The sequence below is a fragment of the Pseudomonadota bacterium genome (genome assembly GCA_037200975.1).
Lineage (GTDB): Bacteria > Pseudomonadota > Gammaproteobacteria > Steroidobacterales > Steroidobacteraceae > CADEED01.
This window is the reverse complement of the sequence record JBBCGI010000001.1, coordinates 2,289,300-2,315,758: the sequence shown is the minus strand read 5'-3', so window position 1 is coordinate 2,315,758 and position 26,459 is coordinate 2,289,300. Positions and strand designations below refer to the sequence as shown.

The 26,459-nt window shown below is 65.7% G+C and carries 29 protein-coding genes; 19 read left to right on the top strand and 10 right to left on the bottom strand.

From position 1 onward, the window contains the following. The first annotated feature begins 3 nt into the window (after positions 1 to 3). From WDO72_10345 to WDO72_10325, 5 genes are read left to right on the top strand one after another with little or no spacing between them, the layout of a single operon-like run. The gene (locus WDO72_10345) at positions 4 to 294 is read left to right on the top strand and encodes a hydroxymyristoyl-ACP dehydratase (GenBank protein MEJ0086074.1); all 291 of its coding nucleotides are present in this window, start codon (positions 4 to 6) and stop codon (positions 292 to 294) included. Continuing rightward, entirely contained in the window at positions 291 to 1,187 is an 897-nt protein-coding gene (locus WDO72_10340; GenBank protein ID MEJ0086073.1) for a lipid A biosynthesis acyltransferase, read from the top strand. The genes WDO72_10345 and WDO72_10340 overlap by 4 nt, the downstream gene beginning before the upstream one ends. After that, a complete protein-coding gene (locus WDO72_10335; GenBank protein MEJ0086072.1) occupies positions 1,184 to 2,365 on the top strand; it encodes a beta-ketoacyl-ACP synthase in 1,182 nt (393 codons plus the stop codon). The genes WDO72_10340 and WDO72_10335 overlap by 4 nt, the downstream gene beginning before the upstream one ends. Then, positions 2,362 to 3,147 (top strand): beta-ketoacyl synthase chain length factor, encoded by a 786-nt coding sequence (locus WDO72_10330; GenBank protein ID MEJ0086071.1) that lies wholly within the window; start codon positions 2,362 to 2,364, stop codon positions 3,145 to 3,147. The genes WDO72_10335 and WDO72_10330 overlap by 4 nt, the downstream gene beginning before the upstream one ends. After that, positions 3,144 to 3,560 carry a hypothetical protein gene (locus WDO72_10325; GenBank protein ID MEJ0086070.1) on the top strand — a complete coding sequence of 139 codons (417 nt, stop codon included), beginning with the start codon at positions 3,144 to 3,146 and terminating at the stop codon, positions 3,558 to 3,560. The genes WDO72_10330 and WDO72_10325 overlap by 4 nt, the downstream gene beginning before the upstream one ends. Here WDO72_10325 and WDO72_10320 read toward each other — a convergent pair. From WDO72_10320 to WDO72_10300, 5 genes are all read right to left on the bottom strand, one after another. Continuing rightward, positions 3,553 to 4,260 carry a lysophospholipid acyltransferase family protein gene (locus WDO72_10320; protein ID MEJ0086069.1) on the bottom strand — a complete coding sequence of 236 codons (708 nt, stop codon included), beginning with the start codon at positions 4,258 to 4,260 and terminating at the stop codon, positions 3,553 to 3,555. The two genes, WDO72_10325 and WDO72_10320, sit on opposite strands and share 8 nt — an antisense overlap. A gap of 9 nt (positions 4,261 to 4,269) precedes the next feature. Continuing rightward, positions 4,270 to 6,360 carry a glycine--tRNA ligase subunit beta gene (glyS, locus tag WDO72_10315; GenBank protein ID MEJ0086068.1) on the bottom strand — a complete coding sequence of 697 codons (2,091 nt, stop codon included), beginning with the start codon at positions 6,358 to 6,360 and terminating at the stop codon, positions 4,270 to 4,272. Then, complete coding sequence (gene glyQ, locus WDO72_10310) at positions 6,357 to 7,289, bottom strand: glycine--tRNA ligase subunit alpha (protein ID MEJ0086067.1); 933 nt, start codon at positions 7,287 to 7,289, stop codon at positions 6,357 to 6,359. Before glyQ ends, glyS begins: the two co-directional genes overlap by 4 nt. A 79-nt stretch (positions 7,290 to 7,368) precedes the next feature. Further along, entirely contained in the window at positions 7,369 to 8,064 is a 696-nt protein-coding gene (locus WDO72_10305) for an RES family NAD+ phosphorylase (protein MEJ0086066.1), read from the bottom strand. 29 nt (positions 8,065 to 8,093) lie between these two features. After that, positions 8,094 to 8,507 (bottom strand): MbcA/ParS/Xre antitoxin family protein, encoded by a 414-nt coding sequence (locus WDO72_10300; GenBank protein ID MEJ0086065.1) that lies wholly within the window; start codon positions 8,505 to 8,507, stop codon positions 8,094 to 8,096. Between the two features lie 262 nt (positions 8,508 to 8,769). Here WDO72_10300 and glnA point away from each other — a divergent pair, with 262 nt between their 5' ends. The 5 genes from glnA (at position 8,770) to WDO72_10275 (ending at position 14,004) form a co-directional block, all read left to right on the top strand. Then, entirely contained in the window at positions 8,770 to 10,179 is a 1,410-nt protein-coding gene (gene glnA, locus WDO72_10295; protein ID MEJ0086064.1) for a glutamate--ammonia ligase, read from the top strand. A 187-nt stretch (positions 10,180 to 10,366) separates the two neighbouring features. Beyond that, positions 10,367 to 10,900: a DUF4124 domain-containing protein gene (locus tag WDO72_10290; GenBank protein MEJ0086063.1), complete on the top strand. Its 534-nt coding sequence runs from the start codon at positions 10,367 to 10,369 to the stop codon at positions 10,898 to 10,900. A 36-nt stretch (positions 10,901 to 10,936) separates the two neighbouring features. Then, positions 10,937 to 12,028: a nitrogen regulation protein NR(II) gene (glnL, locus tag WDO72_10285; GenBank protein MEJ0086062.1), complete on the top strand. Its 1,092-nt coding sequence runs from the start codon at positions 10,937 to 10,939 to the stop codon at positions 12,026 to 12,028. A 17-nt stretch (positions 12,029 to 12,045) separates the two neighbouring features. Continuing rightward, a complete protein-coding gene (gene ntrC / locus WDO72_10280) occupies positions 12,046 to 13,479 on the top strand; it encodes a nitrogen regulation protein NR(I) (GenBank protein ID MEJ0086061.1) in 1,434 nt (477 codons plus the stop codon). A 366-nt stretch (positions 13,480 to 13,845) separates the two neighbouring features. Further along, complete coding sequence (locus tag WDO72_10275) at positions 13,846 to 14,004, top strand: hypothetical protein (protein ID MEJ0086060.1); 159 nt, start codon at positions 13,846 to 13,848, stop codon at positions 14,002 to 14,004. 33 nt (positions 14,005 to 14,037) lie between these two features. Here WDO72_10275 and WDO72_10270 read toward each other — a convergent pair whose 3' ends face one another. Then, positions 14,038 to 14,991: a dihydroorotate dehydrogenase gene (locus tag WDO72_10270; protein ID MEJ0086059.1), complete on the bottom strand. Its 954-nt coding sequence runs from the start codon at positions 14,989 to 14,991 to the stop codon at positions 14,038 to 14,040. A 29-nt stretch (positions 14,992 to 15,020) separates the two neighbouring features. Here WDO72_10270 and WDO72_10265 point away from each other — a divergent pair, with 29 nt between their 5' ends. Both WDO72_10265 and WDO72_10260 read left to right on the top strand, forming a co-directional pair. Continuing rightward, positions 15,021 to 16,382: a TonB family protein gene (locus WDO72_10265; GenBank protein ID MEJ0086058.1), complete on the top strand. Its 1,362-nt coding sequence runs from the start codon at positions 15,021 to 15,023 to the stop codon at positions 16,380 to 16,382. A gap of 11 nt (positions 16,383 to 16,393) precedes the next feature. Next, positions 16,394 to 16,852, top strand: a complete 459-nt coding sequence (locus tag WDO72_10260; GenBank protein ID MEJ0086057.1) for a tRNA (cytidine(34)-2'-O)-methyltransferase — start codon at positions 16,394 to 16,396, stop codon at positions 16,850 to 16,852. Between the two features lie 6 nt (positions 16,853 to 16,858). On the opposite strand, the gene WDO72_10255 is transcribed toward WDO72_10260, so the two are convergent. From WDO72_10255 to WDO72_10240, 4 genes are read right to left on the bottom strand one after another with little or no spacing between them, the layout of a single operon-like run. Continuing rightward, the gene (locus WDO72_10255) at positions 16,859 to 17,884 is read right to left on the bottom strand and encodes an NAD(P)H-dependent glycerol-3-phosphate dehydrogenase (protein MEJ0086056.1); all 1,026 of its coding nucleotides are present in this window, start codon (positions 17,882 to 17,884) and stop codon (positions 16,859 to 16,861) included. A 43-nt stretch (positions 17,885 to 17,927) separates the two neighbouring features. Next, complete coding sequence (gene secB / locus WDO72_10250; GenBank protein MEJ0086055.1) at positions 17,928 to 18,422, bottom strand: protein-export chaperone SecB; 495 nt, start codon at positions 18,420 to 18,422, stop codon at positions 17,928 to 17,930. 39 nt (positions 18,423 to 18,461) lie between these two features. Beyond that, a complete protein-coding gene (grxC, locus tag WDO72_10245; protein ID MEJ0086054.1) occupies positions 18,462 to 18,722 on the bottom strand; it encodes a glutaredoxin 3 in 261 nt (86 codons plus the stop codon). Further along, entirely contained in the window at positions 18,722 to 19,147 is a 426-nt protein-coding gene (locus WDO72_10240; GenBank protein ID MEJ0086053.1) for a rhodanese-like domain-containing protein, read from the bottom strand. Before WDO72_10240 ends, grxC begins: the two co-directional genes overlap by 1 nt. 102 nt (positions 19,148 to 19,249) lie before the next feature. Between WDO72_10240 and WDO72_10235 the strand changes: the two genes are divergently transcribed. From WDO72_10235 to WDO72_10205, 7 genes are all read left to right on the top strand, one after another. Beyond that, complete coding sequence (locus WDO72_10235) at positions 19,250 to 20,410, top strand: peptidoglycan DD-metalloendopeptidase family protein (GenBank protein ID MEJ0086052.1); 1,161 nt, start codon at positions 19,250 to 19,252, stop codon at positions 20,408 to 20,410. 166 nt (positions 20,411 to 20,576) lie between these two features. Beyond that, on the top strand, positions 20,577 to 22,760 hold the full coding sequence (locus WDO72_10230) for a bifunctional diguanylate cyclase/phosphodiesterase (GenBank protein ID MEJ0086051.1): 2,184 nt from the start codon (positions 20,577 to 20,579) through the stop codon (positions 22,758 to 22,760). A gap of 48 nt (positions 22,761 to 22,808) precedes the next feature. Then, positions 22,809 to 24,092: a S41 family peptidase gene (locus WDO72_10225; GenBank protein MEJ0086050.1), complete on the top strand. Its 1,284-nt coding sequence runs from the start codon at positions 22,809 to 22,811 to the stop codon at positions 24,090 to 24,092. A gap of 7 nt (positions 24,093 to 24,099) precedes the next feature. Next, the gene (locus WDO72_10220; protein ID MEJ0086049.1) at positions 24,100 to 24,732 is read left to right on the top strand and encodes a DedA family protein; all 633 of its coding nucleotides are present in this window, start codon (positions 24,100 to 24,102) and stop codon (positions 24,730 to 24,732) included. Further along, positions 24,729 to 25,190: an SRPBCC domain-containing protein gene (locus WDO72_10215; protein ID MEJ0086048.1), complete on the top strand. Its 462-nt coding sequence runs from the start codon at positions 24,729 to 24,731 to the stop codon at positions 25,188 to 25,190. Before WDO72_10220 ends, WDO72_10215 begins: the two co-directional genes overlap by 4 nt. Position 25,191: 1 nt before the next feature. Continuing rightward, entirely contained in the window at positions 25,192 to 25,569 is a 378-nt protein-coding gene (locus WDO72_10210) for a phage holin family protein (GenBank protein MEJ0086047.1), read from the top strand. 102 nt (positions 25,570 to 25,671) lie between these two features. Continuing rightward, positions 25,672 to 26,445 carry a hypothetical protein gene (locus WDO72_10205; protein MEJ0086046.1) on the top strand — a complete coding sequence of 258 codons (774 nt, stop codon included), beginning with the start codon at positions 25,672 to 25,674 and terminating at the stop codon, positions 26,443 to 26,445. Positions 26,446 to 26,459: the final 14 nt, after the last annotated feature.

Sequence of the window (26,459 nt, the reverse complement as noted above, 5' to 3'; positions counted from 1 at the left end):
CCTATGACGGACTCGCAGGCCAATATCGAGGCTCCATTGACTCACCCGTGTTACGCCGGGCACTTTCCGGGCAACCCCGTGGTTCCCGGAGTTTTGCTGCTCGAGCTGGTGATCGAGGCCCTCGGCCGTGGCGCGCCGCGCGCGGTCGTCAGCGCGAAATTTCACCGGGTATTGAAGCCCGGCGAACGCTTCGATCTCGAATGGAAATCCATGAGCTCGAAGTCGACTTTCCGTTGCCTGCGCGGCCCCGAGCTGCTGGCGGAAGGCATCCTGGAATTCGGGCCGGCACCGTGACCGAACCGGTTCAATGGCACGAGCACGGCGAGCGCGGCAATACGATCGCGTTGCGTGCCTTGCGCTTCGCCGCGCTGAGACTGGGCCGGCGCGTGATCCGCCCGGTGCTCTATCCATTGGCGCTGTATTTCGCGCTGACTTCGCGCACCACCCGCCGCGTGTCGCGTGAATACCTGGCGCGCGTGTTGCCGCACCCGCCGCGCTTTCGCGACGTGCTGCGGCACATCTTTTCATTCGCCAGCATCTCGCTCGATCGCGTGTTCCTGCTGACCGGCTCCTATCCATTCAAGGTCGAGGATCACTACGACGATGGCTGCCTCGAAATCGCCCGGCAACGCGGCGCGCTGCTGTTCCTGTCGCACTTCGGCAGCTTCGAAGTCATGCGTATCGGCGCGGTCCGCCGGCACGATCTGCCGCTGCGCATCGTGCTCGACGTGAACATCGGGCGGCGGTTCATGGCCATGCTTGCCGAGCTCAACCCGGGCATTGCCGCCGGCATCATCGATTCGTCGAACCGCGGCGTGGACCTGGTGCTCAAAGTCCGCGAGGCGCTCGATGCCCGCTCGATCGTCGGGCTCATGGTCGATCGCACGCGCGCGGGCGACCGCACCGTCGCGGTGAATTTTCTCGGCGGCACCGTGCAGCTTCCCGCCGGCCCCTGGTTGCTGGCCTCGGCGCTCAAGGTGCCCGTGATGCTGGTGTTCGGCGTCTGGCGCGGCGGCGACCGTTACGAAGCCCACGTGCAGCTTCTCTCGGAGAAGGTCGAGCTGCCCCGCGCGAACCGCGATGCCGAATTGACACGGCTCGCGCAGGCCTACGCCGACCGGCTCGCAACACAGGTGCGTCTCGCCCCCTACAACTGGCTCAATTTCTTCGACTTCTGGGCACGATGAAACCGCTCGCAATTACTTCTTATACGGTGACGAGCGCGGTGGGCGCGGGCCGCGCGGCGCACATCGACGCGTTACGCGCCGAACGCACCGGTCTCACCGAACAAGCCTTCGAAGATTCGACGCTCGCCTGCTGGATAGGCGCCGCCGGCGGCCTCGAATCCGTCGCGCTGCCGCGCCGGCTCGCGCTCTTCGACTGTCGCAACAACCGGCTGGCCGAGACGGCGCTCGCGCAGGACGGCTTCCTTGATGCGGTGGGCGCGGCGCGCGCGAAATACGGCGCGCGGCGCATCGGCGTGTTCATCGGCACGAGCACGTCCGGAGTGCGCCATACCGAGCTGGCGTATCGCGATCGCGCGGCCGCCGACAGCGAGAATCTGCCCGACTGGTTCGACTACCGCACCACACAGTGCACCTATTCGATCGCCGAATTCACGCGCCAGCGGCTCGAGCTCGAAGGAATCGCAGCCGCGATTTCCGCGGCCTGCGCATCGAGCGCCAAAGTGTTCGCGTCAGCGGCGCGTGCCATCGAGGCGGGCTTCTGCGATGCGGCCGTGGTGGGCGGCGTCGACAGCCTCTGCCTTACTACCCTTTATGGATTCAATGCGCTGCAGCTGGTGTCGCCCGAGATCTGCCGGCCAGCGGATGCGCAGCGGCGCGGACTGTCGATCGGCGAGGCGGGCGGCTTCGCGTTGCTCGAGCGCGCGCCCGCGAGCGGCCAGCCGGCGTGCCTGGGCGTGGGCGAATCCAGCGATGCGCACCACATGTCGCAGCCGCGGCCGGACGGTTCGGTCGCGAAAGTGGCCATGGCCGGCGCGCTCGGAACGCTGCCTGCGGAGCGGATCAGCTACATCAACTTGCATGGCACGGCCACGCCCGCCAACGATGCCGCCGAAGACGCGGCGGTGACCGCACTGTTCGGCGCGCGGGTGCCGTGCAGTTCCACCAAGGGCTGGACGGGCCACACGCTGGGCGCGGCCGGTATCGTCGAAGCGGCGCTCTCGTTGTTAGCCATCGAACACGGCTTCATGCCGCGCAGTCTCAACACGCGCGAGCTGGACCCGGATATTCACGCGGCGGTGTTGCTGCAGGCGCGAACCGGCAAGGTCGAATACGTGTTGTCGAATTCCTTCGGCTTCGGCGGCACCAACTGCAGCGCGTTGTTCGGGGCGGCGCCATGACCGCGTGTTTCATCAGCAGCGTCGGCATCGCCGCGCCCGGGCTGGCCGGCTGGAACGCATCGCTCGACATCCTGCGCGGTGCCGCGCCGTACGTTGCGATCGCGGAGACACCGTACGCGCCCACGCTGTTGCCGCCCAATGAGCGGCGCCGCGCCACTGCCTCGGTGCGCCAGGCGTTCCGCGCCGCCGAAGATGCAGTCGCCGGCAGCGGTGGCGACGCGCGCGAGCTCGCCTCGGTGTTCGCGAGCTCGGACGCCGACATGACGGTGCTGCACCGGATCTGCGCCGCGCTGGCAAAAGAGCCGCGCGTGATTTCGCCCACCGATTTCCACAACTCCGTGCACAACGCCGCCAGCGGCTACTGGAGCATCGCGGTGCAGAGCCAGGCGTTGACCACGACGTTGTCGGCCTACGACGCGAGCTTTACGGCCGGGCTGCTGGAAGCGGTGGGGCTGGTCGACGCGCGGCGCGACGTGTTGCTGGTCGTCTACGACGCCGTGTCGCCACAGCCGTTGCTGGCGAAGCGGCCGCTGGCGGTATCAGCGAGCGTCGCGGTAGTGTTGAGCGCGCACGCCCGTGCCGGCGCGCTGGGCCGCGTCGTCATCGGTGTTGGCGACGCGCCCGAATCTCAATGCGCGAACCCGGAGCTCGAAGCGCTGCGCACCGCGAATCCCGCCCTGCGCGCGCTGCCGCTGTTCGAACTGCTGGCCGCGAAGCGGGCCGCGTCGGTGAACCTGCGAGGCACCGGCGAATCGCAACTCGCGTTGTCGTTCACACCATGATCGCCGACATCCGCGCGCTGGTGCCGCACGTTGGCGATATGTGCCTGCTGGAGCGCATCGTGACGGCGAGCGAATCCGAAATCGTCTGCGCGACGTTTTCGCACCGCTCGCCGGCGAACCCGCTGCGGCGCGACGGCCGGCTCGCGGCATTGCACCTGGCGGAATATGGCGCGCAGGCCATGGCCGTGCATGGCGGCCTCGAGGCCGCGGGCGAAGCCGCGCGCGGCGGCATGCTGGTCGCGATCCGCGATCTGAAGTTGCACGTGCAGCGCCTCGATGACATCGAGGGTGAGCTCGCGGTCCACGCGCTGAAGCTGGTGGCCAACGACAGCGGACGCATCTATTCGTTCGCGGCGCGGGCCGGCGGGCGTGAACTCGCCACGGGACGCGTGTCGGTGATGTTCGCTAGCTAGGCCTGCTGTGGGCTTCGATCCACGTCTGCACTTCTTCGTTTACCGCGCGCGGGTCGCGGCCAGCCGGATCGATCGGCGGGCCGATGATCACGCGCACCACGCCGGGCTTCTTGAGCAGGCCGCGGCGCGGCCAGAAATAACCGGCGTTGTGCGCCACCGGCACGATCTTGCGATGCTCCTGCGCGGCCAACAAAGTGCCGCTCGAGCCGTAGCGGCGCGTTTCGCCCGGCGCCATGCGCGTGCCTTCGGGGAATACCAGGATCCACGCGCCGAATCGCTCGAGCCGGTCCTTGCCCTGCGCCAGCACCTGGTTGACCGCGCTCGCGCCGGCCTTGCGGTCGATGGCGATGCAGCGCGCCAGCAGGCAGCCCCAGCCGACGAACGGGATCCACAGGATCTCGCGCTTCATGACCCAGACGAGTGGTTCGAACAGGATCATGATCGCGTAGGTTTCCCACGTCGATGAGTGCTTCATGAAGATGACGTGGTTGCCGGCCGGCAGATTCTCGCGGCCCTCGACCGTGTAGCGGATACCGCAGAACACGCGCAGCCCGAAGAACACGACGTGGGTCATCACGCCTGCCATCCGGTACCGGCCGCGGAATGACAGGAACGGCGTGATCAGGCAGTAGGCAATGGCGAACACCAGCATCCACGACATCTGGAACAGGAAGAACAGGATGGAGCCGAGCCACTGCATGCGAACTAGCTAGCCCGGCAGGCAGGAAAGGTCGGCAATACGCGTGAAGTGGTGGCGCAGCTGCGCCAGCAGCGCGAGACGGTTGCGCCTCAGGTTCGGATCCTCGGCGTTGACCATGACGTCGTCGAAGAACCCGTCCACCGTCGCGCGCAGTGTCGCGAGTTTGCCAAGCGCCGCGCCGTAGTCGCGCTTCGCCAGCGCGCGATCGACGTCGGCCACGATGCCCGCCAGCGCCTCGTGCAGCGCCTTCTCGGCAGGCTCGGTCAACAGCGCGACGTCCACCGAGCCGGCGCCGCCGCCTTCGGCCTTCTTGAGGATGTTCGCGATGCGCTTGTTGGCCGCCGTGAGGCTGGCGGCTTCGGGCAGGCCGAGGAACTTCACCAGCGCGGCGAGCCGCGAACCGAAATCCACGGGCGATACCGGGTTGCTGGCGCGCACCGCATCGAACATCTCGGTCGTCACGCCCGCGACCGCGCCGGCGTTGGCGGCATCGAGGAAGTAGGCACGCAAACGCTCGACGATGTAGTCCCAGAGCTCGGCGTCGACGGTCGGGCTGCTCACCGGCTGCAGCTGCACGGCACGCGCGGTCAACGCGCGCAGATCGAGATCGAGTTTCCTCTCGACGAGAATGCGCAACGACCCGATCGCCGCGCGCCGCAGGCCGAACGGATCTTTCGTGCCGCTCGGCTTCTGGCCGATGGCGAAGATGCCGGCCAGCGTGTCGAGCTTGTCGGCCAGCGCCACGGCGATGCCCGGGCCGCTGTTCGGCAACGTGCCGCCCGCGCCGCGCGGTAGATAGTGTTCGTCGATCGCGGTGGCCACTTCCACGGGCTCGCCATCGGCGGCGGCGTAGTAACGGCCCATGATGCCCTGCAGTTCCGGGAATTCGCCCACCATCGCGGACAGCAGGTCGCACTTGGCGAGCTCTGCGGCGCGCACGGTGCGGGCGCGATCCGCGTCGATGAGCAGCGCGATTTCACCCGCCAGCGTCGACACCCGCCGCACCTTGTCGCCGATGGAGCCGAGTTTGGCCTGGAACGTGACCGCGTCGAGTCCGGACTGGCGCGCGGCCAGCGGCTGCTTGCGGTCCTGGCTCCAGAAAAACGCGGCGTCGGACAGCCGCGGCCTGACTACCCGCTCGTTGCCGGCGCGCACCTTGTCGGGCTCGCGGCTTTCGATGTTGCTGACGGTGATGAAGTGCGGCAGCAGCTTGCCGCCCGCGCCTTCCACCGGAAAATACCGTTGGTGCTCCTGCAGCGTCGAGATCAACACCTCGCGCGGCAGCTCGAGAAAACGCGCCTCGAATTCTCCCGCGACGGCGCTCGGCCATTCCACCAGCGCGGCGACTTCGTCGAGCAGCTCGTCGTCGAGCAACGTCGCGCCGCCGAGCTGTTTGCCCGCCGCGGCGACCTGCTCACGGATCGAGGCACGCCGCGCGGCGAAGTCGGCGATCACTTTGCCACCAAGCAAAGTGGCTTCGTAGTCGGCGGGTAGTTTGAGCGGCAGCTCGCCCGGCGCCATGAAGCGATGGCCGCGCGTGGTATTGCCGGCGGCGGTATCGAGAATCCGTGCCGCTACGACCTCCGCGCCAAACAACATGACCAGCCAGTGCACCGGCCGCACGAACTCGGCGCTCGATGCGCCCCAGCGCATGCGCTTGGGGATCGGCAGTGCGTCGAGCGATTTCTGCACGATGCCGGGCAACAAACTCGCGGTGCTCAGCCCGGGTTTGGAGCCTTCGAAGAACAGGAACTCGCCTTTGCCCTCGGTGATGCGGCCGAGCGCCGACACATCCACTCCGCATTTCTCGGCGAACTTGAGCGCGGCGATGGCCGGCTTGCCGTCCTTGCCGATCGCGGCAGACACCGGCGGCCCTTTGAGCTTGAGCGTCTGCGCGGGCTGCATGGCGGACAGATCGCGGACCAGCACCGCGAGACGGCGCGGCGTCGCGAATGAGCGCAGCTCGCCGTGCGGCAGCGAGGCCTCGGACAAGCCGGCGCGAATGCCGTTTGCAAAGGCCTTCTCGAGTTCGGGCAACGCCAGCGGCGGCAACTCTTCGGTGCCGAGCTCGACGAGAAAATCTTTCGTGACGGTGTTCAAGAGGTCGGCTCCCCTTTGAGCATCGGGAAACCGAGCGCTTCACGGCTATCGTAGTAAGTCTGCGCAACCGCGCGCGCCAGCGTGCGCACGCGCAGGATGTAGCGCTGGCGTTCGGTCACCGAGATCGCCTTGCGCGCATCGAGCAGGTTGAAGGTGTGCGAGGCCTTCATCACCTGCTCGTACGCCGGCAGCGCAAGCTTCGCTTCCAGCAGCTTCCCGCAGGCGGCTTCGTAGTCGTCGAAGTGCCGCAGCAACACCGCGGTATCCGCGTATTCGAAGTTGTACTTCGACTGCTCGACTTCGTTCTGATGGAACACGTCGCGATAGGTGACGCGACCCAGCGGCCCATCCGTCCACACGATGTCGAAAATGCTCTCGACGCCCTGCAGATACATCGCGAGACGCTCGAGTCCGTACGTGATCTCGCCCGTAACGGGTTTGCAGTCGAGCCCGCCGACCTGCTGGAAGTACGTGAACTGCGTGACCTCCATGCCGTTGAGCCAGACTTCCCAGCCCAATCCCCAGGCGCCGAGCGTCGGAGATTCCCAGTTGTCTTCGACGAATCGCACGTCGTGCACCTGCGTGTCGAAGCCAAGCGCGCGCAACGAGCCGAGATACAGGTCGAGGATGTCGAGCGGCGAGGGTTTGATGACGACCTGGAACTGGTAGTAGTGCTGCAGACGGAACGGGTTGTCGCCGTAGCGACCGTCGGTCGGGCGGCGCGAGGGCTGCACGTACGCGGCGGACCACGGCTCAGGGCCGATCGAACGCAGGAAGGTCGCGGTGTGGAAGGTACCGGCGCCCATCTCCATGTCGTAGGGCTGCAGGATCACGCAACCCCGGTCGGCCCAGTACTTCTGCAGCGCGAAGATCAGGTCCTGGAAGGTGCGGGGCGGGGTGCCCAGGGCAATGTCGGGTGATGAAGGCATGTCGAGATGGTCTTTGAGCCGGCGCGCAGTATAGCCGTGGTTTTCAGCCACTTGCGCCCCGCCGCGCGCTCTTGATCGTCTACAGGTTCAGCACCCTTATTTCATAGACGTCGGCAATGGAATGGCCGTCCCAGACGTATCTCAGATGCACGCTTTGACGCACGTTCTGCACCAGCCGCGGCCGGAAGATCGCCACGCACTCGCCGCCGTCGCGGCGCACGCTGTCGAAGGCGATGCCGTTGGACCCCGCGTCGCGGATTTCACGGCCTAGCTTCTGCGAGGCCGCGTAACTGCCCGGATCGTAGACAGCCGGAAATTCCCGGCGACGCGTGCGCAGGTCGTGCAGCTCGCAGCCGACGTCCGCGAGATAACAGCGCATCTCGAGCTCCAGCGGCGGCTGGCTGGTGGCGCGCAAAAAATTCTTGCGATGAAAACGCGTTTCGGCGATCGCGGTGTCGATCGATTCGGCGGCGTAGTAGGCGCCGAAGCGGCCATCGGTGAAACGTGTGCCCTGCGGCGCGAGATGTGTGAACGGCGCCATCACGATCGACGCATTGGGCCCGCTCACGCGGTCGGCGACTGGCACCAGGCGCAGCTCGCCGATTTCATTGCGGATTCGCGGATTCGTCATCGATTCGAGTGCATAAAGGGCATCCCAATCGGCCGGATCGGCGACGCGCTCGAACAGATGGATCGTGGGCAGGCGGCTCGCCACGATGCGGTGGCATGGCGCGAACTTCACCGCGCGAGCGGTGATGTCGGAAATGGCGGTCACCGTCCGTGGTATCCGAAGGGCGTGCCGCCCTATCCACGCTCGGCATCGAGGTACTGCCGCACGACGTACAGGTCGGCGACCTGGCCGGACAACATGCGGTCGAGCGCGGAACGGCCGCCGAACAGCGGCGCGTTGTTGGGCTTGCGGATCCATTCGTCCGCGGCGCGCGTCTCCGGCAGCAGTATCTGCAGGGATTTGTAGATGCCGAGCAGATAGGACAGACGTTCGAGCGTGTCGCGCGGCAGACGCGGTTCGCGTTCCCGGCGCCATTTGAAGAAGGTGGAACGCGAAGCGATGCCTAACAACTTGAGCTGGTCGGCAACCGTGAGGCCCCACGCCTCGGCGATGTTCGCGAACGCGCGCAGGCCGGGGCCGCCCAGCGAAGTGGAGCCCGATCGCCCGGCATCAGCACCTCGGGAAGGATTCGCAATCGTGAGACTCATGGTGTTCTCCAATAGTCCATATAAGAACTATACACATGAAAAATGCATATAGGTACATTTTCTCGCTTCATGCGAGTGCGGGGCTCACTAGTGGGGCACATTTCTGACTTCAAATGACGCAAAATTCGCCGCATGCGCACCAAAAATGTGCGATCAATGGGCCGAAATTCACCTAAGTCGCTGATTTAAAAGCAAATCGGCAACTGGCACAGCGAATGCATTGAGACCGAGGCTCAAACCCCTTCCCAGAGGATCTCTAACAATGAAAGCGGCAGATGTAATCAAGTTGATCAAGGACAAAGAGGTCAAATACGCCGACCTTCGCTTCACCGACACCCGCGGCAAAGAACAACACGTAACGATTCCCGCGGCCCTCGTCGATGAGGACCTGTTTCGCGACGGCAAGATGTTCGACGGCTCGTCGATCTCGGGCTGGAAGGGCATCAACGAGTCCGACATGATCCTGGCGCTCGACCCGACCACGGCCGTGCTCGACCCGTTCTTCGAGCAGACCACGGTCAACATCCGCTGCGACATCATCGAACCGGCCACGATGCAGGGTTATGAGCGCGATCCGCGCTCGCTCGGCAAACGCGCCGAGGCGTATCTCAAGTCCACGGGCATCGCCGACGGCGCGCTGTTCGGTCCCGAGAACGAATTCTTCATCTTCGATAGCGTGCGCTGGAACAGCGGCCTCAACGAGTCGTCGTACCACATCGACTCCGTGCAGGGCGCGTGGAACAGCAACACCGCGTTCCCCGACGGCAACAAGGGGCATCGTCCCGGTCTGAAGGGCGGCTACTTCCCGGTTCCGCCGGTCGATGCCTTCCAGGACATCCGCGGCGCGATGTGCGATGCGCTCGAAGAGATGGGCCTCAAGGTCGAAGTGCATCACCACGAAGTCGCCACCGGCGGCCAGTGCGAAATCGGCGTGGGACCTGGCGGTCTCGTGAAGAAGGCCGACGAAGTGCAGATCCTCAAGTACGCCATCCACAATGTGGCGCACAGCTACGGCAAGACGGCCACCTTCATGCCGAAGCCGCTGGTCGGCGACAACGGCTCGGGCATGCATGTGCACCAGTCGCTGCAGAAGGCCGGCACGGCGCTGTTCGCGGGTGACAAGTACGGCGGCCTGTCCGAGACGGCGCTGTTCTACATCGGCGGCATCATCAAACACGCGAAGGCGATCAACGCGTTCACGAACCCGGGCACGAACAGCTACAAGCGCCTGGTCCCCGGCTTCGAAGCGCCCGTCATGCTCGCGTACTCCGCGCGCAATCGTTCGGCCTCGATCCGCATTCCGTGGGTCGCGAATCCGAAGGCGCGCCGCATCGAAGTGCGTTTCCCGGATTCGGCCGCGAATCCGTACTTCGCATTCGCCGCGATGATGATGGCCGGCCTCGACGGCATCCAGAACAAGATCCATCCGGGCGAACCGGCTGACAAGGATCTCTACGATCTCGAGCCCGAGGAGGAGAAGCACATTCCGCAGGTGTGCCATTCGCTCGACATGGCACTCGAGCACCTGGACAAGGATCGCGAGTTCCTCACCCGTGGCGGTGTTTTCACCAACGACGTGATCGATGCTTACATCGGATTGAAGACGCAGGAAGTCACGCGCTTCCGGATGTCCACTCATCCGGTCGAGTTCGACATGTATTACAGCTGCTGAGGCTGCGTGAGGCGGCGGGAAGCCACGGAAACGGCGGACGCGGGCGAAGGCCCGTCGACCGCTCCCGCCAGCCTCCCGGCCCCGAGCGTGCTGGAAATGCGGGCGGCGGCGTCTTTCAGGCGCCGCCGCTGCATTATGAGTGCTGCGTTTTGTCTGGATTCAGGTGCAGGGGCTATGCTCCTCTCCCATGAAGCGCGTATTTGCCATAGTTTTGCTGAGCTCGCTGTGCGCCGCGCCGGCGCTGGCCGAGACCTATGTGCGCGTCGAAAAGGATGGTTCGAAGACATATTCCGACCGTCCGTTGGCGGGCGGGCAGCCCGTCGAGTTGCAGCCGGCGCAAACCTATTCCGCACCGCCGGTCGACGCCGCTGCGAACTCCAACCTGCCGCGCGAGCAGCAGCTGCTCAAGGAAATGAGCGATTTCCGTTACGCGAGCTGCGTGCTCACGCCGAAGAACGACGAGACCTTCACCAATCCGCAGAGCGTCAGCGTCGGCGTCGTGTTGCAGCCGAATCTGCGGCCGGGCGATACGGTCGATCTGCGTGTCGACGGTACGAGCGTGCCCGGTCCGAGCACGTTGTCGTTCGCGCTGCCGCAGCCGTATCGCGGCGCGCACACGGTCTCGGTGCTCATCAAGGATCGATACGGCAAGACACTGTGCAACGCCAGCGCGACCTTCCACGTCTTCCGCCCGTCGATGAATTCGCCCGCGCGGCGCTAACAGGGCTGGCTACCGCATGCATGGCCGGAGGCCTGCATGGCGGTTGAACGTTTTCTTCCTTCCGCGATAGCTCACTTCGAGCCCGCCGACCTGATCGGCGCGCTCACCACGGGCATCGTCGTGCTCGATTCCGACCTGTGCGTCGTGTACGCGAATGTGGCCGCGCAGGATCTGCTGGCCGTCAGCGTCAACCAGGCGCGCGGCAAACCCTTTCTTTCGCTGGTGCTCGAAGCGGATTCGCTCGGCGTGCTCATGCGGCGCGCGCTCGAGACCGGCGAAACATTGTCCGAACGCGAGATGGCGGTGCAAGCCGGCCCGCTCGGACGCGAACGACGGGTCATCGACATCACGATGACGCCGCTCGACAGCGAATTCGAACGCAAGTACCTGCTGATGGAAATTTCCGACGCCACGCAGCGTCAGCGCATCACGCGCGAAAACGAATTGATCTCGCGTCTCGACAGCAGCCGCCAGATGGTTCGCCAGCTGGCGCACGAGATCAAGAATCCGCTCGGGGGTTTGCGCGGAGCCGCGCAGTTGCTCGAGCGCGAATTGCACGAGCACCTGCGCGAGTACACCGGCGTCATCATCAGCGAGGCGGATCGCCTGACCGCGCTGGTCGATTCGATGATTGGCCCGGCGCGCGCGCCGCAGAAGGCGCTGATCAACGTGCACGAACTGTGCGAGCACGTGTACCGCTTGTTGCGCAGTGAGGCGCGCGGCGGCGTGCTGGTGGAACGCGACTACGACCCGTCGCTGCCGAACGCCGAGGTCGACGCCAATCAGATCATCCAGGCGCTGTTGAACGTGGGGCGCAATGCCTTGCTGGCCATCGGCGAACGCGGGCGCATCGTGATCCGCACGCGCGTGGCGGCGAACGTGAACATCGGCACGACGCGCCACAAACTCGCGGCCAGCCTTTCGGTCGAGGACAACGGTCCAGGGGTGCCTCCGGATATCGCCGACACGATCTTTTTCCCGCTGGTCACCGGGCGTGCGAACGGCACGGGCCTCGGCCTCGCGGTATCGCAGGACCTCGTGACCCGTCACGGCGGCCTCATCGAATTTGAAAGCAAGCCAGGGCGCACGGTGTTCAACATCCTGCTGCCCCTACCGGAGAACGCATGAGCGTCGATCCAACCTATATGCACACAACGCCACCGCCGAACGCCAATCTACCCGCACTGCGGGTGTGGCTCGTGGAAGACGACGCCTCCATCCGCTGGGTTCTCGAGCGCGCGCTGCGCGCCAGCGGCATGGTGCCGCGTGCCTTCGATTCCGCCGAGCCCGCGTTGACCGCGTTGCGCAGCGACGCGCCCGACGTATTGCTGACCGACATCCGCATGCCCGGCAGCTCAGGCATCGACCTGCTGCGCCAGGTGCGCGAAACGCATCCAACCATGCCGGTGATCGTGATGACGGCGCACTCGGACCTGCCGAGCGCGGTGTCGGCCTACGAAGGCGGCGCGTTCGAATACCTGCCCAAGCCGTTCGACATCGATCAGGCCGTGGAGCTGGTGCGACGCGCGGGCCAGACGGCGCGCAAGGGCGACGACGTGCCCGCGCAGACGCCGGAGATCCCGGAGTTGTTAGGCAAGGCGCCGGCGATGCAGCAGGTGTTCCGCGCCATTGGCCGCCTGTCGCGTTCGAGCGTGGCGGTGCTCATCACCGGTGAATCGGGTACCGGCAAGGAGCTGGTCGCGCGCGCGTTGCACGAACACAGTCCGCGCCAGCAGAAGCCGTTCGTCGCGTTGAACACCTCCGCGATTCCGGCCGAGCTGCTCGAATCCGAGTTGTTCGGCCACGAGAAAGGCTCGTTCACCGGCGCCGACAACCAGCGGCGCGGGCGCTTCGAACAGTCGAACGGCGGCACATTGTTCCTCGACGAAATCGGCGACATGTCGACGCCGCTGCAGACGCGGCTGTTGCGCGTGCTGGCGGAAGGCGAGTTCTATCGTGTCGGTGGGCAGACGCCGATCAAGGTGGACGTGCGCGTCATCGCCGCGACGCACCAGAATCTCGAGGAGCGCGTCGAACGCGGCATTTTCCGCGAAGATCTTTATCACCGTCTCAACGTGATCCGCATCGAACTGCCGCCGCTGCGTTCGCGCACCGAGGACGTTCCGGACCTGCTGACGCACTACCTGCGCCAGGCCGCGATCGAGCTCGGTACCGAAACCAAGACGCTGGCGCCGATCACGCTCGAGCGCCTGCAGGCCTATCGCTGGCCAGGCAACGTGCGCGAACTGGTGAACCTGTGCCGCCGCCTCACCGCGCTCGCACCCGGCAGCGAGATACAGCTGCAGGATCTCCCGTCGGAGATGCACATCGTCACGCCGGCCGCGCAGACCGACTGGGCCGCGGCGCTGACGCTGTGGGCCAAGGCGCAGCCATACGACGGCACCGTCGCTTGGCTCGATCAGGCGCTGCCAGAGTTCGAGCGCGTCCTGATCCGCGTGGCGCTCAATCGCACGCACGGTCACCGCCAGGAAGCCGCCCGCGTGCTCGGTTGGGGCCGCAACACCCTGACGCGCAAGCTCAAAGAACTCGGCATGTCCGACGACGAGTCGCTGCCGTAGACAGGAGATGGTGCCGGGTGGGGAAAGTGGGGAAAGTCTTCTTTCCCCACTTTCCCCACCCGGCACCAACCCCTAACCACTCCTAGGCTTCCGCCTGCTGGCGCTGCCTCGCGCCCGGGAAGACACTCGCGAGTGCGAGGGACATCACACTTTGGGCGTTCGAGATAGCGAGATTGTTAGCGCTATCTTTTCGGCGGCTATCACGCTTTTTCCTGAGGTTTTCTTCTCAAGGGTTACATAACCGAAGCATCGCGTGATTGCCGTCGCGAATCGCAAACGCCTTTGTTTCCAGTGTCCCGAGCTTGTTCCATTCTTCGTCCCCAACAGGGATCCGGGCATTTCTGCGTCCGGACAAAGAGAGGAAACATGCAAGAGATCGTCGTCACCAGCACCAAGTACCCCGAGATCGTCGTCCAGGGTTCGCGCGTGGATTACACGTCGGACGTCGTACTGATCGTCGTGGGGATTCTCGCCGCCGCCGCCATCATCTGGCGCTACACGGCTTCGCGTCGGAGCAAAGATTGATTCGTTCCTGCTCGTTGCGCGCGGACTGACAGATCAGCAGTCCGTGCGCAGCGAGCCTACGAGGTCCGAAATGCCTCGCAGGTTGTTGAGCTCCAGGTAGTCCGCCACGCCCTTGTTGATCTTGCGGCACAGAAGCGGATCGTAGAAAAGCGCAGTCCCCAGGCCCACGGCCGTGGCGCCGGCAATCATGAATTCCAGTGCATCCGTCGCGGTGGCGATTCCACCCTGGCCGATGATGGGCACGTTGTGTTTTTTCGCGACCTCGTAAACCTGGTGAACTTTCAGCAGCGCGATCGGTTTGATCGCGGGTCCTGACAAACCACCCTGGATATTGCCGATCACCGGCCGCCGCGATTTCACGTCGATGGCCATGCCCATGATCGTGTTGATCACCGCCAGTCCGTCCGAACCCGCCTCGATGCAGCGCCGCGCGTTCTCCTTGATGTCCGTCTGGTTCGGCGAGAGTTTGGTGATGATGGGCTTGCTGGTCACCTTGCGGCAGGCCTCGACCACCTTCGCCGACATATCCGGGTAGTTGCCGAATGCGACGCCGCCTTCCTTCACATTGGGACAGGAGATGTTGATCTCGATGGCGTCGATCGGCGAATCGTCGAAGCGCCGCGTGACCTCGGCATACTCCTCGATCGTCGACCCCGAGACATTGGCGAAAAAACGCGTCTCGCTGAAATCGAGCGTCGGCAGGATCTTCTTGACCACGTGTTCGACGCCGGGATTCTGCAACCCGATGGCATTCAACATGCCGGATGGGGTTTCGTAGACGCGGTGTGGCTTGTTGCCCAGCCGCGGCTGGCCGGTGGTGCCCTTGAGCACTATCGCGCCCACGTCGCGATTCGAGAACCCCTCGATGCGGGTGTATTCCTCCCCGAAACCGACACATCCCGACAGCAGGACGATGGGTGAAGCGAGCGAAAGGCCGCAAAAATCGACCTGCAGCGGCTTGAGCAATGACTTCGGCGCGGCATTCATGGCGGGCCGCATTGTACGATGCGCCCCCCATGCAAAACCTCTCTCTGCTGCTGGCCGCTGCCCTCGTCGCCTCGACCGCCGCCGCCCAGTCCCCAGCCCCAGCCGCTATGGCTGCCCCACCCGCCAGCTCCGGCCCCAGCTTTGCGGCGTCGGATCAACTGCCGGATTCGCTTGGCTACAACGACGCCTATGCACTTTATGAAATCCGCGTCGCAGGCGAGCCGCTCTCCGAAGATCAGCAGGTTCTGCGCTGGCAGGCAGAACTGAACGCCGGACGCGCCCGCGCCGGTGCGCTGGTCGGCAACTATCTGGCATACCGTGCGTTGACCCCGGCCGATTGCGCCGCGGCCCGCGACGCGCTCCTGAAAGCCGACGAGCTCGGCAGCGACCAGGCGTCGTGGGCACTTTCCGCGCTGGAGCAGAACCAGAGCTGCGGCGACCCGGACCGCGCGAAGATCGAGCGCTGGCTCAAGAAGTCGGTGCTGCTCGACAACATCGTGGCGGCGGAACGCCTCATCGAGTGGTACGCGCCGGACGGCAGCAACGGCGATCCGGTGCAGCGTTATATCTATGCACGTGTCGCCGGCGGCTACGCGGAGGCGGTGGCGGAGGCGAATGACGCGCAGCCGCGATCGGGATATGACGCGGCTGCGTTGCAGGCGATGGAGAAGGACCTGTCCGCCGCCGACCGCGCCCGTGCCACCAGCGAAGCCACGAAAATCCTCGAGCAGATGCTCAAACGGCATCAGCGCTTCATGCGCGTGCAGCCGGTCGAATTCACGCGCGCCAGTGCCGGCGGCAAGGCGAGCCATGAGTTCGTGGCGTCGACGCTCGACTATCGCCACGAGTGCCAGTGGAACCTGCGGGGTAATTGCGCCGGCGCGCAGCGTCTGGCATTTGTCGACTTCACCAGCAAGAGCGCGGACTTCATGTCCTGCAAGATCGTGCTCAAGGCAGGTGACTTTGCCGGCGCCGCGCCGCGGGAACTCGCCCGTGAGTTCCTCATCGGGCCGCAGGCGAAGCGCACCCTCGCGCTCGGCGACGTCAACGAACAACCCGACAAGAAAGCGGTCGCGGTGACTTGCGTGCCAGTGCCGAATCTCGCGGCGAATGCCGCCGCGGGTAAATGCCGCGCAAAACTCAAGGGCACCATCGACGTCGAGAACTTCTACCCGCCCGCCGCGCGCAACAACGGCACGGAAGGGACCGCGGTGGTGCGTTATTTCGTACCGCCAGGCGCCGACGCGGCCAGCGACGCGGAGATCATGACTTCGAGCGGCGATGCGACGCTCGACGACGCGGCGCTGGCGACGATTCGCAGCGGCAAGTACACCAACGAGTGCGCTTACGGACTCAGCACGATTCGCATCGCGTTCAAACTATCGAACTGACGCGCGCTCCCATGTTTCACATCGTGGTGTTCGAGCCCGAGATTCCGCCCAACACCGGCAACCTGATCCGCCTCGCGGCCAACACCGGCTGCCAGTTGCACCTCATCAAGCCGCTGGGATTCAGTCTGGACCGCAAATCGGTGCGCCGTGCCGGCCTCGACTATGACGAGCTCGCCACGGTGCACGTGCACGACAATTTTGCCGCGGCACGCGCGGCATTGCGCGGCCGCTGGTTCGCGATTGAGACCGGCAGCGCGCGCCGGCATGTGGATGCGCAGTTCGAGGCGGGCGACGTGTTGTTGTTCGGCTCGGAGCGGCGCGGGCTGCCTCCCGAAGTGCTGGCGCAGATCGAGCCGGCGAACGTCCTGTCGCTGCCCATGGTGCCCGGCAATCGCAGTCTCAATCTTTCCAACGCCGCCGCGGTCGCGGCCTACGAAGCATGGCGCCAGCTCGGCTACGCCGGCAGCTGAGCGGCGTCACTCCACTTCGGGCCGGATCGGCCGTGTCATCAGGTCTCTAACTACATCCTTCGCGGGTTCCTTGCCGTACAGGATGCGATAGATGCCGCCCACGATCGGCATGTCGACCTTCTCGCGCAGCGCCACGTGATACACGGCGCGCGCGGCGCTGTAACCCTCGACCACCTGGCCGATTTCGCGCAGCGCGTCCTCGACGCTCTTGCCGGCGGCGAGCGCCAGCCCGAAGCGGCGATTGCGCGACTGGTTGTCGGTGCTGGTCAGCACCAGGTCGCCCAGGCCCGCCAGCCCCATGAAGGTCTCGGCCTGCGCGCCGAGCGCGACGCCGAGCCGCGTGATCTCCGTCAGGCCGCGCGTGATCAGCGCGATGCGCGTGTTGGCGCCGAACCCCAGGCCATCGGACAGCCCGGCGCCCACCGCCAGCACGTTCTTCACCGCGCCGCCGACTTCGACGCCGACGATGTCGGTCGAGGTGTAGGCGCGGAAGTTCGAGGCGTGCAGGCTCTTGGCGAGCTGATTGGCGTAGGCCGCGTCGGGCGAGGCGATGGTCATCGCGGTGGGCAGGCCCATGCCGACTTCCTTCGCGAAGGTCGGGCCCGACAACACCGCCACCGGGTAACGGTCGCCGAGCACTTCGCGCGCGACCTGGTGGGGTAGTTTGCCGCTGTCGAGCTCGAACCCCTTGGTCGCCCAGGCGAGCCGCGCATTGGCCGCGAGCAGGGGCTTCAACCGGGTGAGCAACGCGCGCAGCGAATGACTGGGAACCGCGATGATGATCGCCACGGAGTTGGCGACCGCCGCCGCCAGGTCGGCGTGGATCTCGACGCGCTCGGGGAATATCGCGTCGGGTAGATAGCGGCGGTTGTGGCGCTCGGCCGTCATGGCGGCCGCATCGGCGGTGTTGCGGCTCCACAGCCGGGTCGGATGACCCGCGCGCGCGAACTGGATCGCGAGCGCGGTGCCCCAGGACCCGGCGCCCAGCACCGCGACGGGCTCGAGCTCGACGTCGTTGGCGGTGCCGGTCACTTGTATTGCGCGGCCGAGGCGGTCACGCCGCGCGCCGTGCCAACTAGTTAGCCTGACCGGCGCCGCCGGCGCCGGCCTGGGCCGCCGCCTGCTGCATGCCACGCGCGAACAGCTGGTCGAAGTCGACCGGCGGCAGCACGAAGTTCGGGAACCCGCCCTGCGTCACCAGATGTGACACCGCGACGCGCGCGTACGGGAACAACACGTTCGGGCAGATGGTGCCGATGGCGCGGCGCGTGTCGTCGGGAGTCAACCCGCGCATCACGAACAGGCCGGCCTGTTTCACCTCGACCAGGAAAGCCGTGGCGTCGCCCTGCTTGGCGCCGACCGTCACGGTCAACACGACTTCGTTGATCTCGGGCGACACGACGTTGGCCGTGGTGTTGATGTCGAGGGAGATCTGCGGGCTCCAGTTCCCGTCGATGCGCGGCCCCTTGGGCGCTTCGTATGAACAGTCCTTGAGGTACACGGATTGCACCGTGAGCATCGGACCGGTCTGGTTGTCGGCAGCCGCCGGGGGCGCGCTCTGGTTTTCCATTGTCATTGTCCTTCGTGTGTCGGTCTGTGTTGAAAAGGTTCAGCGGCCCAACAAGCCATCGAGCTTGCCCGCCTCTTCGAGGGCGTACAGGTCGTCGCAGCCTCCGATGTGCTGCTCGCCGATGAAAATCTGCGGCACGGTGCGCCGGCCGCTGCGGGCCTGCATTTCGGCGCGCTTTTCCGGCTGCGATTCGACGTCGAACTCCTCGAAGCTGACGCCCTTCGTCTCGAGCAACTTGCGGGCGCGGGCGCAGTAGGGACACCAGCCGGTGGTGTACAGGACGACTGCCGGCGCGCTCATCAGGCCGCCTTCGAGACGGGCAGGTTTTCGGTGCGCCAGGCGGCGAAACCGCCGCGCAGCGTGAACGCCTTGGTGAATCCCTGTTGAGTAAGCTGCCGCGCCGCCGCCGCCGCCAAAGAGCCCGAATCGCAGTACACGATCACGGGTTTTTCCTTGAAGCGCTTGAAGGTGTCGCCGGCGGTGAGGATCTTGTCGGAATCGAGCTGCTTGGCGCCGTTCACGTGGCCGGCGGCAAACTGCTCGGGTTTGCGGATGTCGAGCACCAGCGCGCCCTGGTTCATGAGCCGGATGAGGTCCTGCGCGGATATGGCCGACTGGGTGACGCTGCGCATGCGCGACTCGAAGGTGACCACGAGGACCAGCGCGAGCACGACGGCGCTCGAGGTCAGCGGATGACGGGTCACGTATTCGATGAGGCGTTCCATGGGCTTGGGGGGCTGTCCGGGCGGGCGAAAAAGGGAGCGCATTATAACGACCTGCACTTTTTTCGCGGGTTCAGGTTGGCGCCGGGTGCCTAGAATATGACCATGACGTTTCAACGGTGGCCCGCGGGGCTGCTCCTCATTTGCCTGCTCGGCGCCGCGACGGCGGCCGACGACCCGAATCCGGCCAAAGCAGAGGCCGAACTCAAGGCCGTCCGCTCGCAGATCGACAAGGTTCGCGAGGAGATGGAACGCGACGCGGGCAAACGCACGCAGCTGTCGCGGGATCTGGAGGAGTCAGAGCGCGCGGTCGGCGGCGCGCGCGGCGAACTGTCGAAACTGCAGCGTGAACGCGCGGCGCATACCGCGAGACGCACCGAGCTCGCGGGCGCGCGCCGCACGGAAGAGAGCGCGCTCTCGAAGGATCGCGAGGCGCTGGCGGGGCAGATCCGCGCGGCGCACATGATCGGCCAGGAAGAGCCGCTCAAACTACTGCTGAACCAGCGCGATCCGGCGCAGACCGGCCGTGTGCTCGTTTATTACCAGTATTTCGGCCGTGCGCGCGCCAGCCAGATCGCCGCGATCAATTCGCATCTGTCCGATCTCGCCACGCTCGACGCACAGCTCGCGGCGGAAGAGGAGCGCCTCGCCGCGCTCGAAGAGCAGCGCAAGGGCGAGCTGTCGAAACTGCAATCGGCGCGCGAGCGTCGCGGCCGCGCGCTGGTGTCGCTCGATGCGGAGGCGAAGAATCGCGCGAAGGAGCTCGAACGGCTCAAGGATCAGCAGGGCGGTCTCGAAAAACTGGTGCGCGAGTTGCGCCGCGCGCTCGAGCGCATCGACAAATTCCCCACCGACAGCAAGGACGCCTTCGCGAAACTGCGCGGCAAACTCGCCTGGCCCGTGGCCGGGAAACTCGCGGCGTCTTTCGGGCAGACCCGCGCGGGCGGGGTCAAGTGGGATGGCGTCCTGGTCACGGGCGCCCAGGGGACGCCGGTGCGGGCGATTTATCACGGGCGCGTGGTGTACGCGGACTGGCTGTCGGGTCTCGGTCTCCTGACGATCATCGATCACGGCGACGGGTATCTGAGCCTGTACGGCCACAACGAGCGGCTCTTCAAGGAGGTAGGAGAGCGAGTCACGGCCGGCGACACCATCGCCACCCTGGGCGACACCGGGGGCCGCGCTAACCCCGCGCTGTACTTCGAAATTCGCAAGGGCGGGCGTCCGATCGACCCGCGCCCGTGGTTCAAGACCGGAGCCCCCTAGAGTGGTGCCGGGGTGCAATTCTCGTAATTGAGCCGGCGTCGGCGCTGGCCCCGACGCCGGCTCAATTACGAGAATTGCACCCCGGCACCACAAAAACGCCAACTGCATCAACGCCCTACGGCCACCGATAGGCCATGTTCCGCCGTTGATGTCCTTCGAAAACTCCATGCAGCCGTATGCCCAGCTGGTGCGCTCGCTGGTGCCGCGCGCGAACGCGGTCAGCTTGTTCGACAACACGGGCAAGCTTTTGTGGTCGAGCGCCGCGAGCTCGAACCCGGATCTGTTCGCCCTGGTGCTCGACGCGATCTCGCACCTCGACGACGACCGCGACGGCGTCGGTCAGCACTGCGCCTTGCCCGACGAGGCGCCGGCCTATCTATTCTGGCTGCGCGATACGCACGACAAGGTCGTCGCGATCGTGGCGGTGGTTTGCAACCGCCTGCCCTCCGATGCGCACTTCCTGCCTTTCTCCTATGTCCACGATCATTTGAAGCCCGCGCTCGAGCTGCTGCGCCGCGACCTGCTGGCGCGCGCCGACATCGAGCAGCTGAACGAACACCTGAGCGCACGCGACAAGGACCTGGAGCTGCTGCTGTCGGTCACCGGTTCACACCCCAGCTCCTCGGCTTCCGACGACCTCCAATCGTTGTTGGCCAATGCGGCCGGGCACCTGAAGTGCGTGCTGGCCGGCATCGTCGTGCCCGACAAGGGTCTCGTCCTCACGGACCCCGAGGGTGGCGACGCCAGCATCCTCATGCGTACCCAGCGGCAGTTGCTGGCCGTGACGCAGACGCGGCGCGATCCGCTGGTGATCAACAAGATCGCGACCCAGGCCGGGCAGGTCGCCATTCCGTATCGCATTCTGGCTTGCCCGCTGCGGCAAGGCTCGGGCCGCACCTCCGGCGTGTTGGCCTTGTTCCGCAGACTCGAGGCGCCGGAATTCGTCGGCCGCGACGTGCACCTCGCCGATCTCGTGGCGCACAAAATCGCGGCCAGCATCGAAACGAGTTACGACGCGTTGTCCGGCCTGCTGACGCGCGCCGCGCTCGAACAACGCGTCAAGCTCATGTTCAACGAAACCGGCGCGCGCGCGCAGCGCTGGAGCCTGCTGTACGTGGACATCGACGAGCTGCACGTCATCAACGAAAACTTCGGCATGCACGTCGGCGACCAGGCCATCGCGCAGATCGGCGACCTGCTGCGCAAACATCTGCCGGTGAGCTCCTTCGCGGCGCGCATCTCGGGCGACCGCTTCGCGATCGTCATGCCCTCGGACATCGACGAGGCGGCCATGTTCGGCGAGGGCCTGCGCGAAGGCGTCACGCGCCTCGCCACTGCCGGCGTCGACGCGCGCTTCCGGCTGTCGATCAGCCTCGGCTGCACGCCGTTCAGCGGGCGCGACGGCGATCTCGGCCGTTCGCTGGCCGAAGCCGAATCCGCCTGCAAGGCCGCCAAGGATCGCGGCCGCAACCGGCTCGAGAGTTTCCAGGAAAACGACGTCAGCATCATCCGCCGCTTCACCGACATCAACGTCGCGACCGACGTGCGCGCGGCGCTGGCGGAAAACCGCCTGCGCCTCGAAGCGCAGCTGATCGTCCCGTTCAACGACTCGGCCGATTCGAAACCGCACTACGAACTGCTGCTGCGCATGCTGGACCCCGAGGGCAACACGATCGGTCCGGATCGTTTCCTGTCGGCGGCGCTGCGTTACCAGATGATGCCCACCATCGACCGCTGGGTGATCTCGAGCGTGATCGAGCTGCTGCGCCCGCATCGCGAATTGCTGGCCCACGTGCCGGTGGTCTTCACGATCAACTTCTCCGGCCAGTCGCTGACCGACGAGGAATTCCCCGACTACGTCATACGCAGCATCGAATCCAGCCGCATCAACCCGGCGGTGTTCTGCTTCGAGCTCACCGAGAGCGCGGCGGTCGCCAGCATGAAGGACGCGGAAGCGCTCATGTCGCGGCTGCGCAAGCTCGGCTGTGGTGTCGCGCTCGACGATTTCGGCACCGGCCTGTCGTCGCTTTCCTATCTACGTTCCATGCCGGTTTCGATGCTCAAGATCGACGGCAGCTTCGTGCGCGACATCCTGCGCGACGAACGCGCCGAGTCGATGGTCCGCGCGATCGCGCAGCTGGCGCGTGCCATGAACATCACGACCGTGGCCGAATACGTCGAAACCGAGGAGATCCGCACGCGTGTGCGCGCCCTCGGCGTCGACTACGGACAGGGCTTCGCCATCGCGCGTCCGGTGCCGGTGGGCGAAGTGCTCGACGTATTGCCCGTGCTCGCGGCCGCGACGCCGGGTGCCCTCCTGCTGGAAGAACAGGCACGGCAAGCCGGCTGACGCCGGCCACGCAATTCCCCGCGGGCAATCTTGTTACCATCCGCCCCCATGAAGCTTCTGGCTCTAGGGGTGGTGATCGGCTTCCTCATCGCACTCGGCGGCAATGTGCTCGCGCATCGCGAGGCCGCCGCGCCGCCGGCGCAAGTGCGGGCAGTCGTGCCCGCACCGGCCGGCGCGCCGCTCAGCTCGAGTGAATCCGCCCAGCTCGCCGAAGTTCTCGAACGCGTCAAACGCGAATACGTCGACGACGTGAAGCAGCCCGAACTGATCGACGATGCGCTGCGTGGCCTGGTCGGCGGACTGGATCCCTACTCCTCCTATCTAGATGCCGAGGAATACGCCGACCTGCGCGTGAGCACCGCCGGCACCTACGCCGGCATCGGGATCGAGGTGTCGACCGCGGACCGGGCGCTGCGGGTGGTGCGGCCGTTCCGCGATTCCCCTGCTGCGTCCGCCGGCATCCGCAGCGGCGACGTGATCTCCGCGATCGACGGGCAAGCCGTCGGCGGCGACCTCGACGGCGCCATGGCGCGCATGCGCGGGCCGCGCGGTTCCATCGTGAAGCTGGTGGTGGTTCGCACCGGCCAGTCGCTGCCGCTCGAATTTGCCGTGGAACGCGCGCAGGTGGACGTACACAGCGTCGCCACCGTCGCGCTCGACGGCGCCTATCTATATGCGCGCATCACCACCTTCAGCGACACGACCGCTGAAGATTTCGCCGCGGGTGTCGCCCGCGTGCGGCGCGATCTCGATGCGAAACCGCGCGGCGTGATCATCGATCTGCGCAACAATCCGGGCGGAGTGCTCGAGTCGGCAGTCGAGGTCGCCGACCAGCTGCTGGAAGAGGGCGTCATCGTCACCGCCGAAGGCCGCACGCCGGCGTCGCGTTTCAGCATGGATGCCACGCCGGGCGACATCCTGCCGGGCGTGCCCGTGGTGGTGCTGGTGAATGGCACGACCGCTTCCGCCGCCGAGATCCTCGCCGGCGCGTTGCAGGATCATCGCCGCGCCGTTTTGTTAGGCCGTCGCACATTTGGCAAGGGGCTGGTGCAGACCGTCATGCCGCTCACCCACGGGCGCGCCATCAAGCTCACCACGTCGCGTTATTTCACGCCGTCGGGCCGCTCGATCCAGGGTCACGGCATCGATCCCGACGAACCGTATGACGGCGTGGACGCCGCGCCGATGGATCTCGAAGATGCGCGCCTGCGTCTGCAGCTTCCCACTCACGACAGCGGCGTGCGTGCCGCGCTCGAGCTGCTCAAGGGACGCAAACCCAAGGGCGCGCCGGCCGGCATGACCGCGAGCGCCGCGGCGCCGTCGCGCAAATAAAGGATTCATGGAATTAGTCAGCTGGGTTCTCGATCTCATCCTGCACCTCGACAAACACCTGGTCGAGCTGCTGCGCGACTACGGAATGTGGGTGTACGCCATCCTGTTCCTGATCGTCTTTGCCGAGACCGGCTTCGTGGTGACGCCGTTCCTGCCGGGCGATTCGCTGCTGTTCGCCGCCGGGGCACTGGCCGCGGTGGATACCACCGGGACGCTGTCCGCGCCGTTGGTGTCGGTGGTGCTGGTGATCGCCGCAGTGACCGGCAACACGACTAACTACCACATCGGCCGGTGGATCGGACCACCGGCCTTCAGCGGCAAATATCGCTGGCTCAAGGTCGACTACCTCAAACGCACCGAGGCGTTCTTCGTGAAACACGGCTCGATGACGATCGTCCTGTCGCGTTTTGCGCCGATCATCCGCACGTGTGCGCCGTTCGTCGCGGGCGTCGCGCGCATGCCGTACGCACGTTTCCAGGCGTACAACATTCTCGGCGGCCTGGCCTGGGTGTTGTCGTTGACCTGGGCGGGCTATTTCTTCGGCAACATCCCCATCGTCAAGGACAACTTCGGCCTGGTGGCCATCGGAATCATCGTGATCTCCATGATCCCGGTGGCGTGGGTGGCGCTCAGGAAGTGAGCATCGCGTACCGCAGCTTCGCCCACCGCGTCGACATCGGCGCGCCGGTCGAACGCGTGTGGCGCGCTTTCACGGACAGCAAGATGTTGGCACGCTGGAGCGCCCAGGGCGCGACCATCACCCCACGCGAGAAAGGGCGCATGCACGTGGTGTTCAGCGCGGAGATCGAACTCGACGCGTTGATCGATGTCCTCATCACCCCGCAACGCATCCGCTTGATTCTGCTGCCGACGCGCGGCATGCCGACCACCGACGCGGTGATCATCGAAGACTTCCTGTTCGAGCGGGCGCCGAAAACCAGTACCGTGGTGCGGCTGCTCGGCAGCGGAGTGCCATCGAGCCCCGCGTGGGTGAAGTACTATCTGTCCAAGCGCCGCTATTGGGAGCTGGCGCTGACCCGGCTCAAGGTATTCCTCGAGAAGGGCCTCGATCAGGACAAACCACAGCAAGGGTACTGACATGGCAGGTTTCCTGTTGCGCGCGCTCATCGCTGCGCTTGGCCTGTGGGCCGCGACGGCGCTGCTCGACGGCTTCGTCATCGACACGCCGGCGACGCTGATCATCGCCGGATTGTTGTTAGGCGTGGTCAACGCCATCGTACGGCCGTTCGCGTTGCTGCTGTCGCTGCCGGCGCTGCTGTTCACGCTCGGGCTGTTCCTGCTGGTAATCAACGCCGCGATGATCGGCCTCGTGGCGCTGATGCTGCCGGGGTTCAAGATCGCCGGCTTCTGGACCGCCGTCGGCGGCTCGCTCATCGTGAGCCTGGTGAGCTGGATCGGCTCCTGGTTCATCGGCTCGCGCGGCCGCGTGGAAATCATCCGCCACCGCCGCGATTGATGGGGACCGGCCCCCTTTGGGCCGTTCCTCGTTTCCTGGCAAGTGGGGATGCGCCTTGGCGTGCGCGGCATCCGGATTGGCGTACTGTGCGTATCACCTTCCATGCGCACGCAACTCCACATCGCCGGCGCGTTCAGTCTGTTCGCAGGGCTTGCTGGCGCGAGCGACGCGTCGTTCACGGGTTATGCACGCAGCCTCGATGGTCGCGATCTGCTCTATGTCGAGTCTCATTCGATCTCGGGTGGCGGTAGCGCCGATGAGACTCGCGTCGTGCTGTATCGCTGCGCTGTGGGCCTGGCGCCTTTCGCTCGCAAAGACCTCGACTACACGGACGAACGAATTGCGCCCGCGTTCGCTTTCGAAGACGCGCGCAGCGGATTTTCCGAAGGTCTGCGGCGCAATGCCGTTGGAATGGAAGTATTCGCGCGCGCAGGGTCTGCGGCGAAAATGCGCAGCGAGGTATTGCCGCCCGTCCCCTTGATGGTCGCCGACGCGGGCTTCGACGAGTTCGTGCGCACGCGTTGGGACCTGCTCGAGAAGGGCGGTTCGATCGAAGTGCCGTTCCTCGTGCCGAGCCGGCTCCACAGCGTGAACTTCAAAGTGCGCAAGGTCGCCGACGCGACCATCGGCGGCGACGTCGCCAGCGTGTTTCGCCTGTCCGTGGCCGGTCCGCTCGGCTGGTTCCTGTCCGACATCGATGTGAGTTATCGCCAGCGCGATCGGCGCCTGGTGCGTTATCGCGGTATCACCAATGTACGCAACGTGTCGGGTTCGATGCTCGAAGCGCAGATCGATTTCCCCGATGCGGATCGCAGCGACGCCACCGTCGATCTGTCCGCGTTGCGCGCGCTGCCGCTGGTGTCAGCCTGCCGGTAGCGTAAGTCGGTGCC

Coding starts and splice junctions, on each gene's coding strand:
- WDO72_10345 (MEJ0086074.1), top strand. CDS start 4: ATGACGGACTCGCAGGCCAATATCGAGGCTCCATTGACTCACCCGTGT.
- WDO72_10335 (MEJ0086072.1), top strand. CDS start 1,184: ATGAAACCGCTCGCAATTACTTCTTATACGGTGACGAGCGCGGTGGGC.
- WDO72_10330 (MEJ0086071.1), top strand. CDS start 2,362: ATGACCGCGTGTTTCATCAGCAGCGTCGGCATCGCCGCGCCCGGGCTG.
- WDO72_10325 (MEJ0086070.1), top strand. CDS start 3,144: ATGATCGCCGACATCCGCGCGCTGGTGCCGCACGTTGGCGATATGTGC.
- WDO72_10320 (MEJ0086069.1), bottom strand. CDS start 4,260: ATGCAGTGGCTCGGCTCCATCCTGTTCTTCCTGTTCCAGATGTCGTGG.
- glyQ (MEJ0086067.1), bottom strand. CDS start 7,289: ATGCCTTCATCACCCGACATTGCCCTGGGCACCCCGCCCCGCACCTTC.
- WDO72_10300 (MEJ0086065.1), bottom strand. CDS start 8,507: ATGAGTCTCACGATTGCGAATCCTTCCCGAGGTGCTGATGCCGGGCGA.
- glnA (MEJ0086064.1), top strand. CDS start 8,770: ATGAAAGCGGCAGATGTAATCAAGTTGATCAAGGACAAAGAGGTCAAA.
- WDO72_10290 (MEJ0086063.1), top strand. CDS start 10,367: ATGAAGCGCGTATTTGCCATAGTTTTGCTGAGCTCGCTGTGCGCCGCG.
- glnL (MEJ0086062.1), top strand. CDS start 10,937: ATGGCGGTTGAACGTTTTCTTCCTTCCGCGATAGCTCACTTCGAGCCC.
- ntrC (MEJ0086061.1), top strand. CDS start 12,046: ATGCACACAACGCCACCGCCGAACGCCAATCTACCCGCACTGCGGGTG.
- WDO72_10275 (MEJ0086060.1), top strand. CDS start 13,846: ATGCAAGAGATCGTCGTCACCAGCACCAAGTACCCCGAGATCGTCGTC.
- WDO72_10270 (MEJ0086059.1), bottom strand. CDS start 14,991: ATGAATGCCGCGCCGAAGTCATTGCTCAAGCCGCTGCAGGTCGATTTT.
- WDO72_10265 (MEJ0086058.1), top strand. CDS start 15,021: ATGCAAAACCTCTCTCTGCTGCTGGCCGCTGCCCTCGTCGCCTCGACC.
- WDO72_10260 (MEJ0086057.1), top strand. CDS start 16,394: ATGTTTCACATCGTGGTGTTCGAGCCCGAGATTCCGCCCAACACCGGC.
- secB (MEJ0086055.1), bottom strand. CDS start 18,422: ATGGAAAACCAGAGCGCGCCCCCGGCGGCTGCCGACAACCAGACCGGT.
- grxC (MEJ0086054.1), bottom strand. CDS start 18,722: ATGAGCGCGCCGGCAGTCGTCCTGTACACCACCGGCTGGTGTCCCTAC.
- WDO72_10240 (MEJ0086053.1), bottom strand. CDS start 19,147: ATGGAACGCCTCATCGAATACGTGACCCGTCATCCGCTGACCTCGAGC.
- WDO72_10235 (MEJ0086052.1), top strand. CDS start 19,250: ATGACGTTTCAACGGTGGCCCGCGGGGCTGCTCCTCATTTGCCTGCTC.
- WDO72_10230 (MEJ0086051.1), top strand. CDS start 20,577: ATGCAGCCGTATGCCCAGCTGGTGCGCTCGCTGGTGCCGCGCGCGAAC.
- WDO72_10225 (MEJ0086050.1), top strand. CDS start 22,809: ATGAAGCTTCTGGCTCTAGGGGTGGTGATCGGCTTCCTCATCGCACTC.
- WDO72_10220 (MEJ0086049.1), top strand. CDS start 24,100: ATGGAATTAGTCAGCTGGGTTCTCGATCTCATCCTGCACCTCGACAAA.
- WDO72_10210 (MEJ0086047.1), top strand. CDS start 25,192: ATGGCAGGTTTCCTGTTGCGCGCGCTCATCGCTGCGCTTGGCCTGTGG.
- WDO72_10205 (MEJ0086046.1), top strand. CDS start 25,672: ATGCGCACGCAACTCCACATCGCCGGCGCGTTCAGTCTGTTCGCAGGG.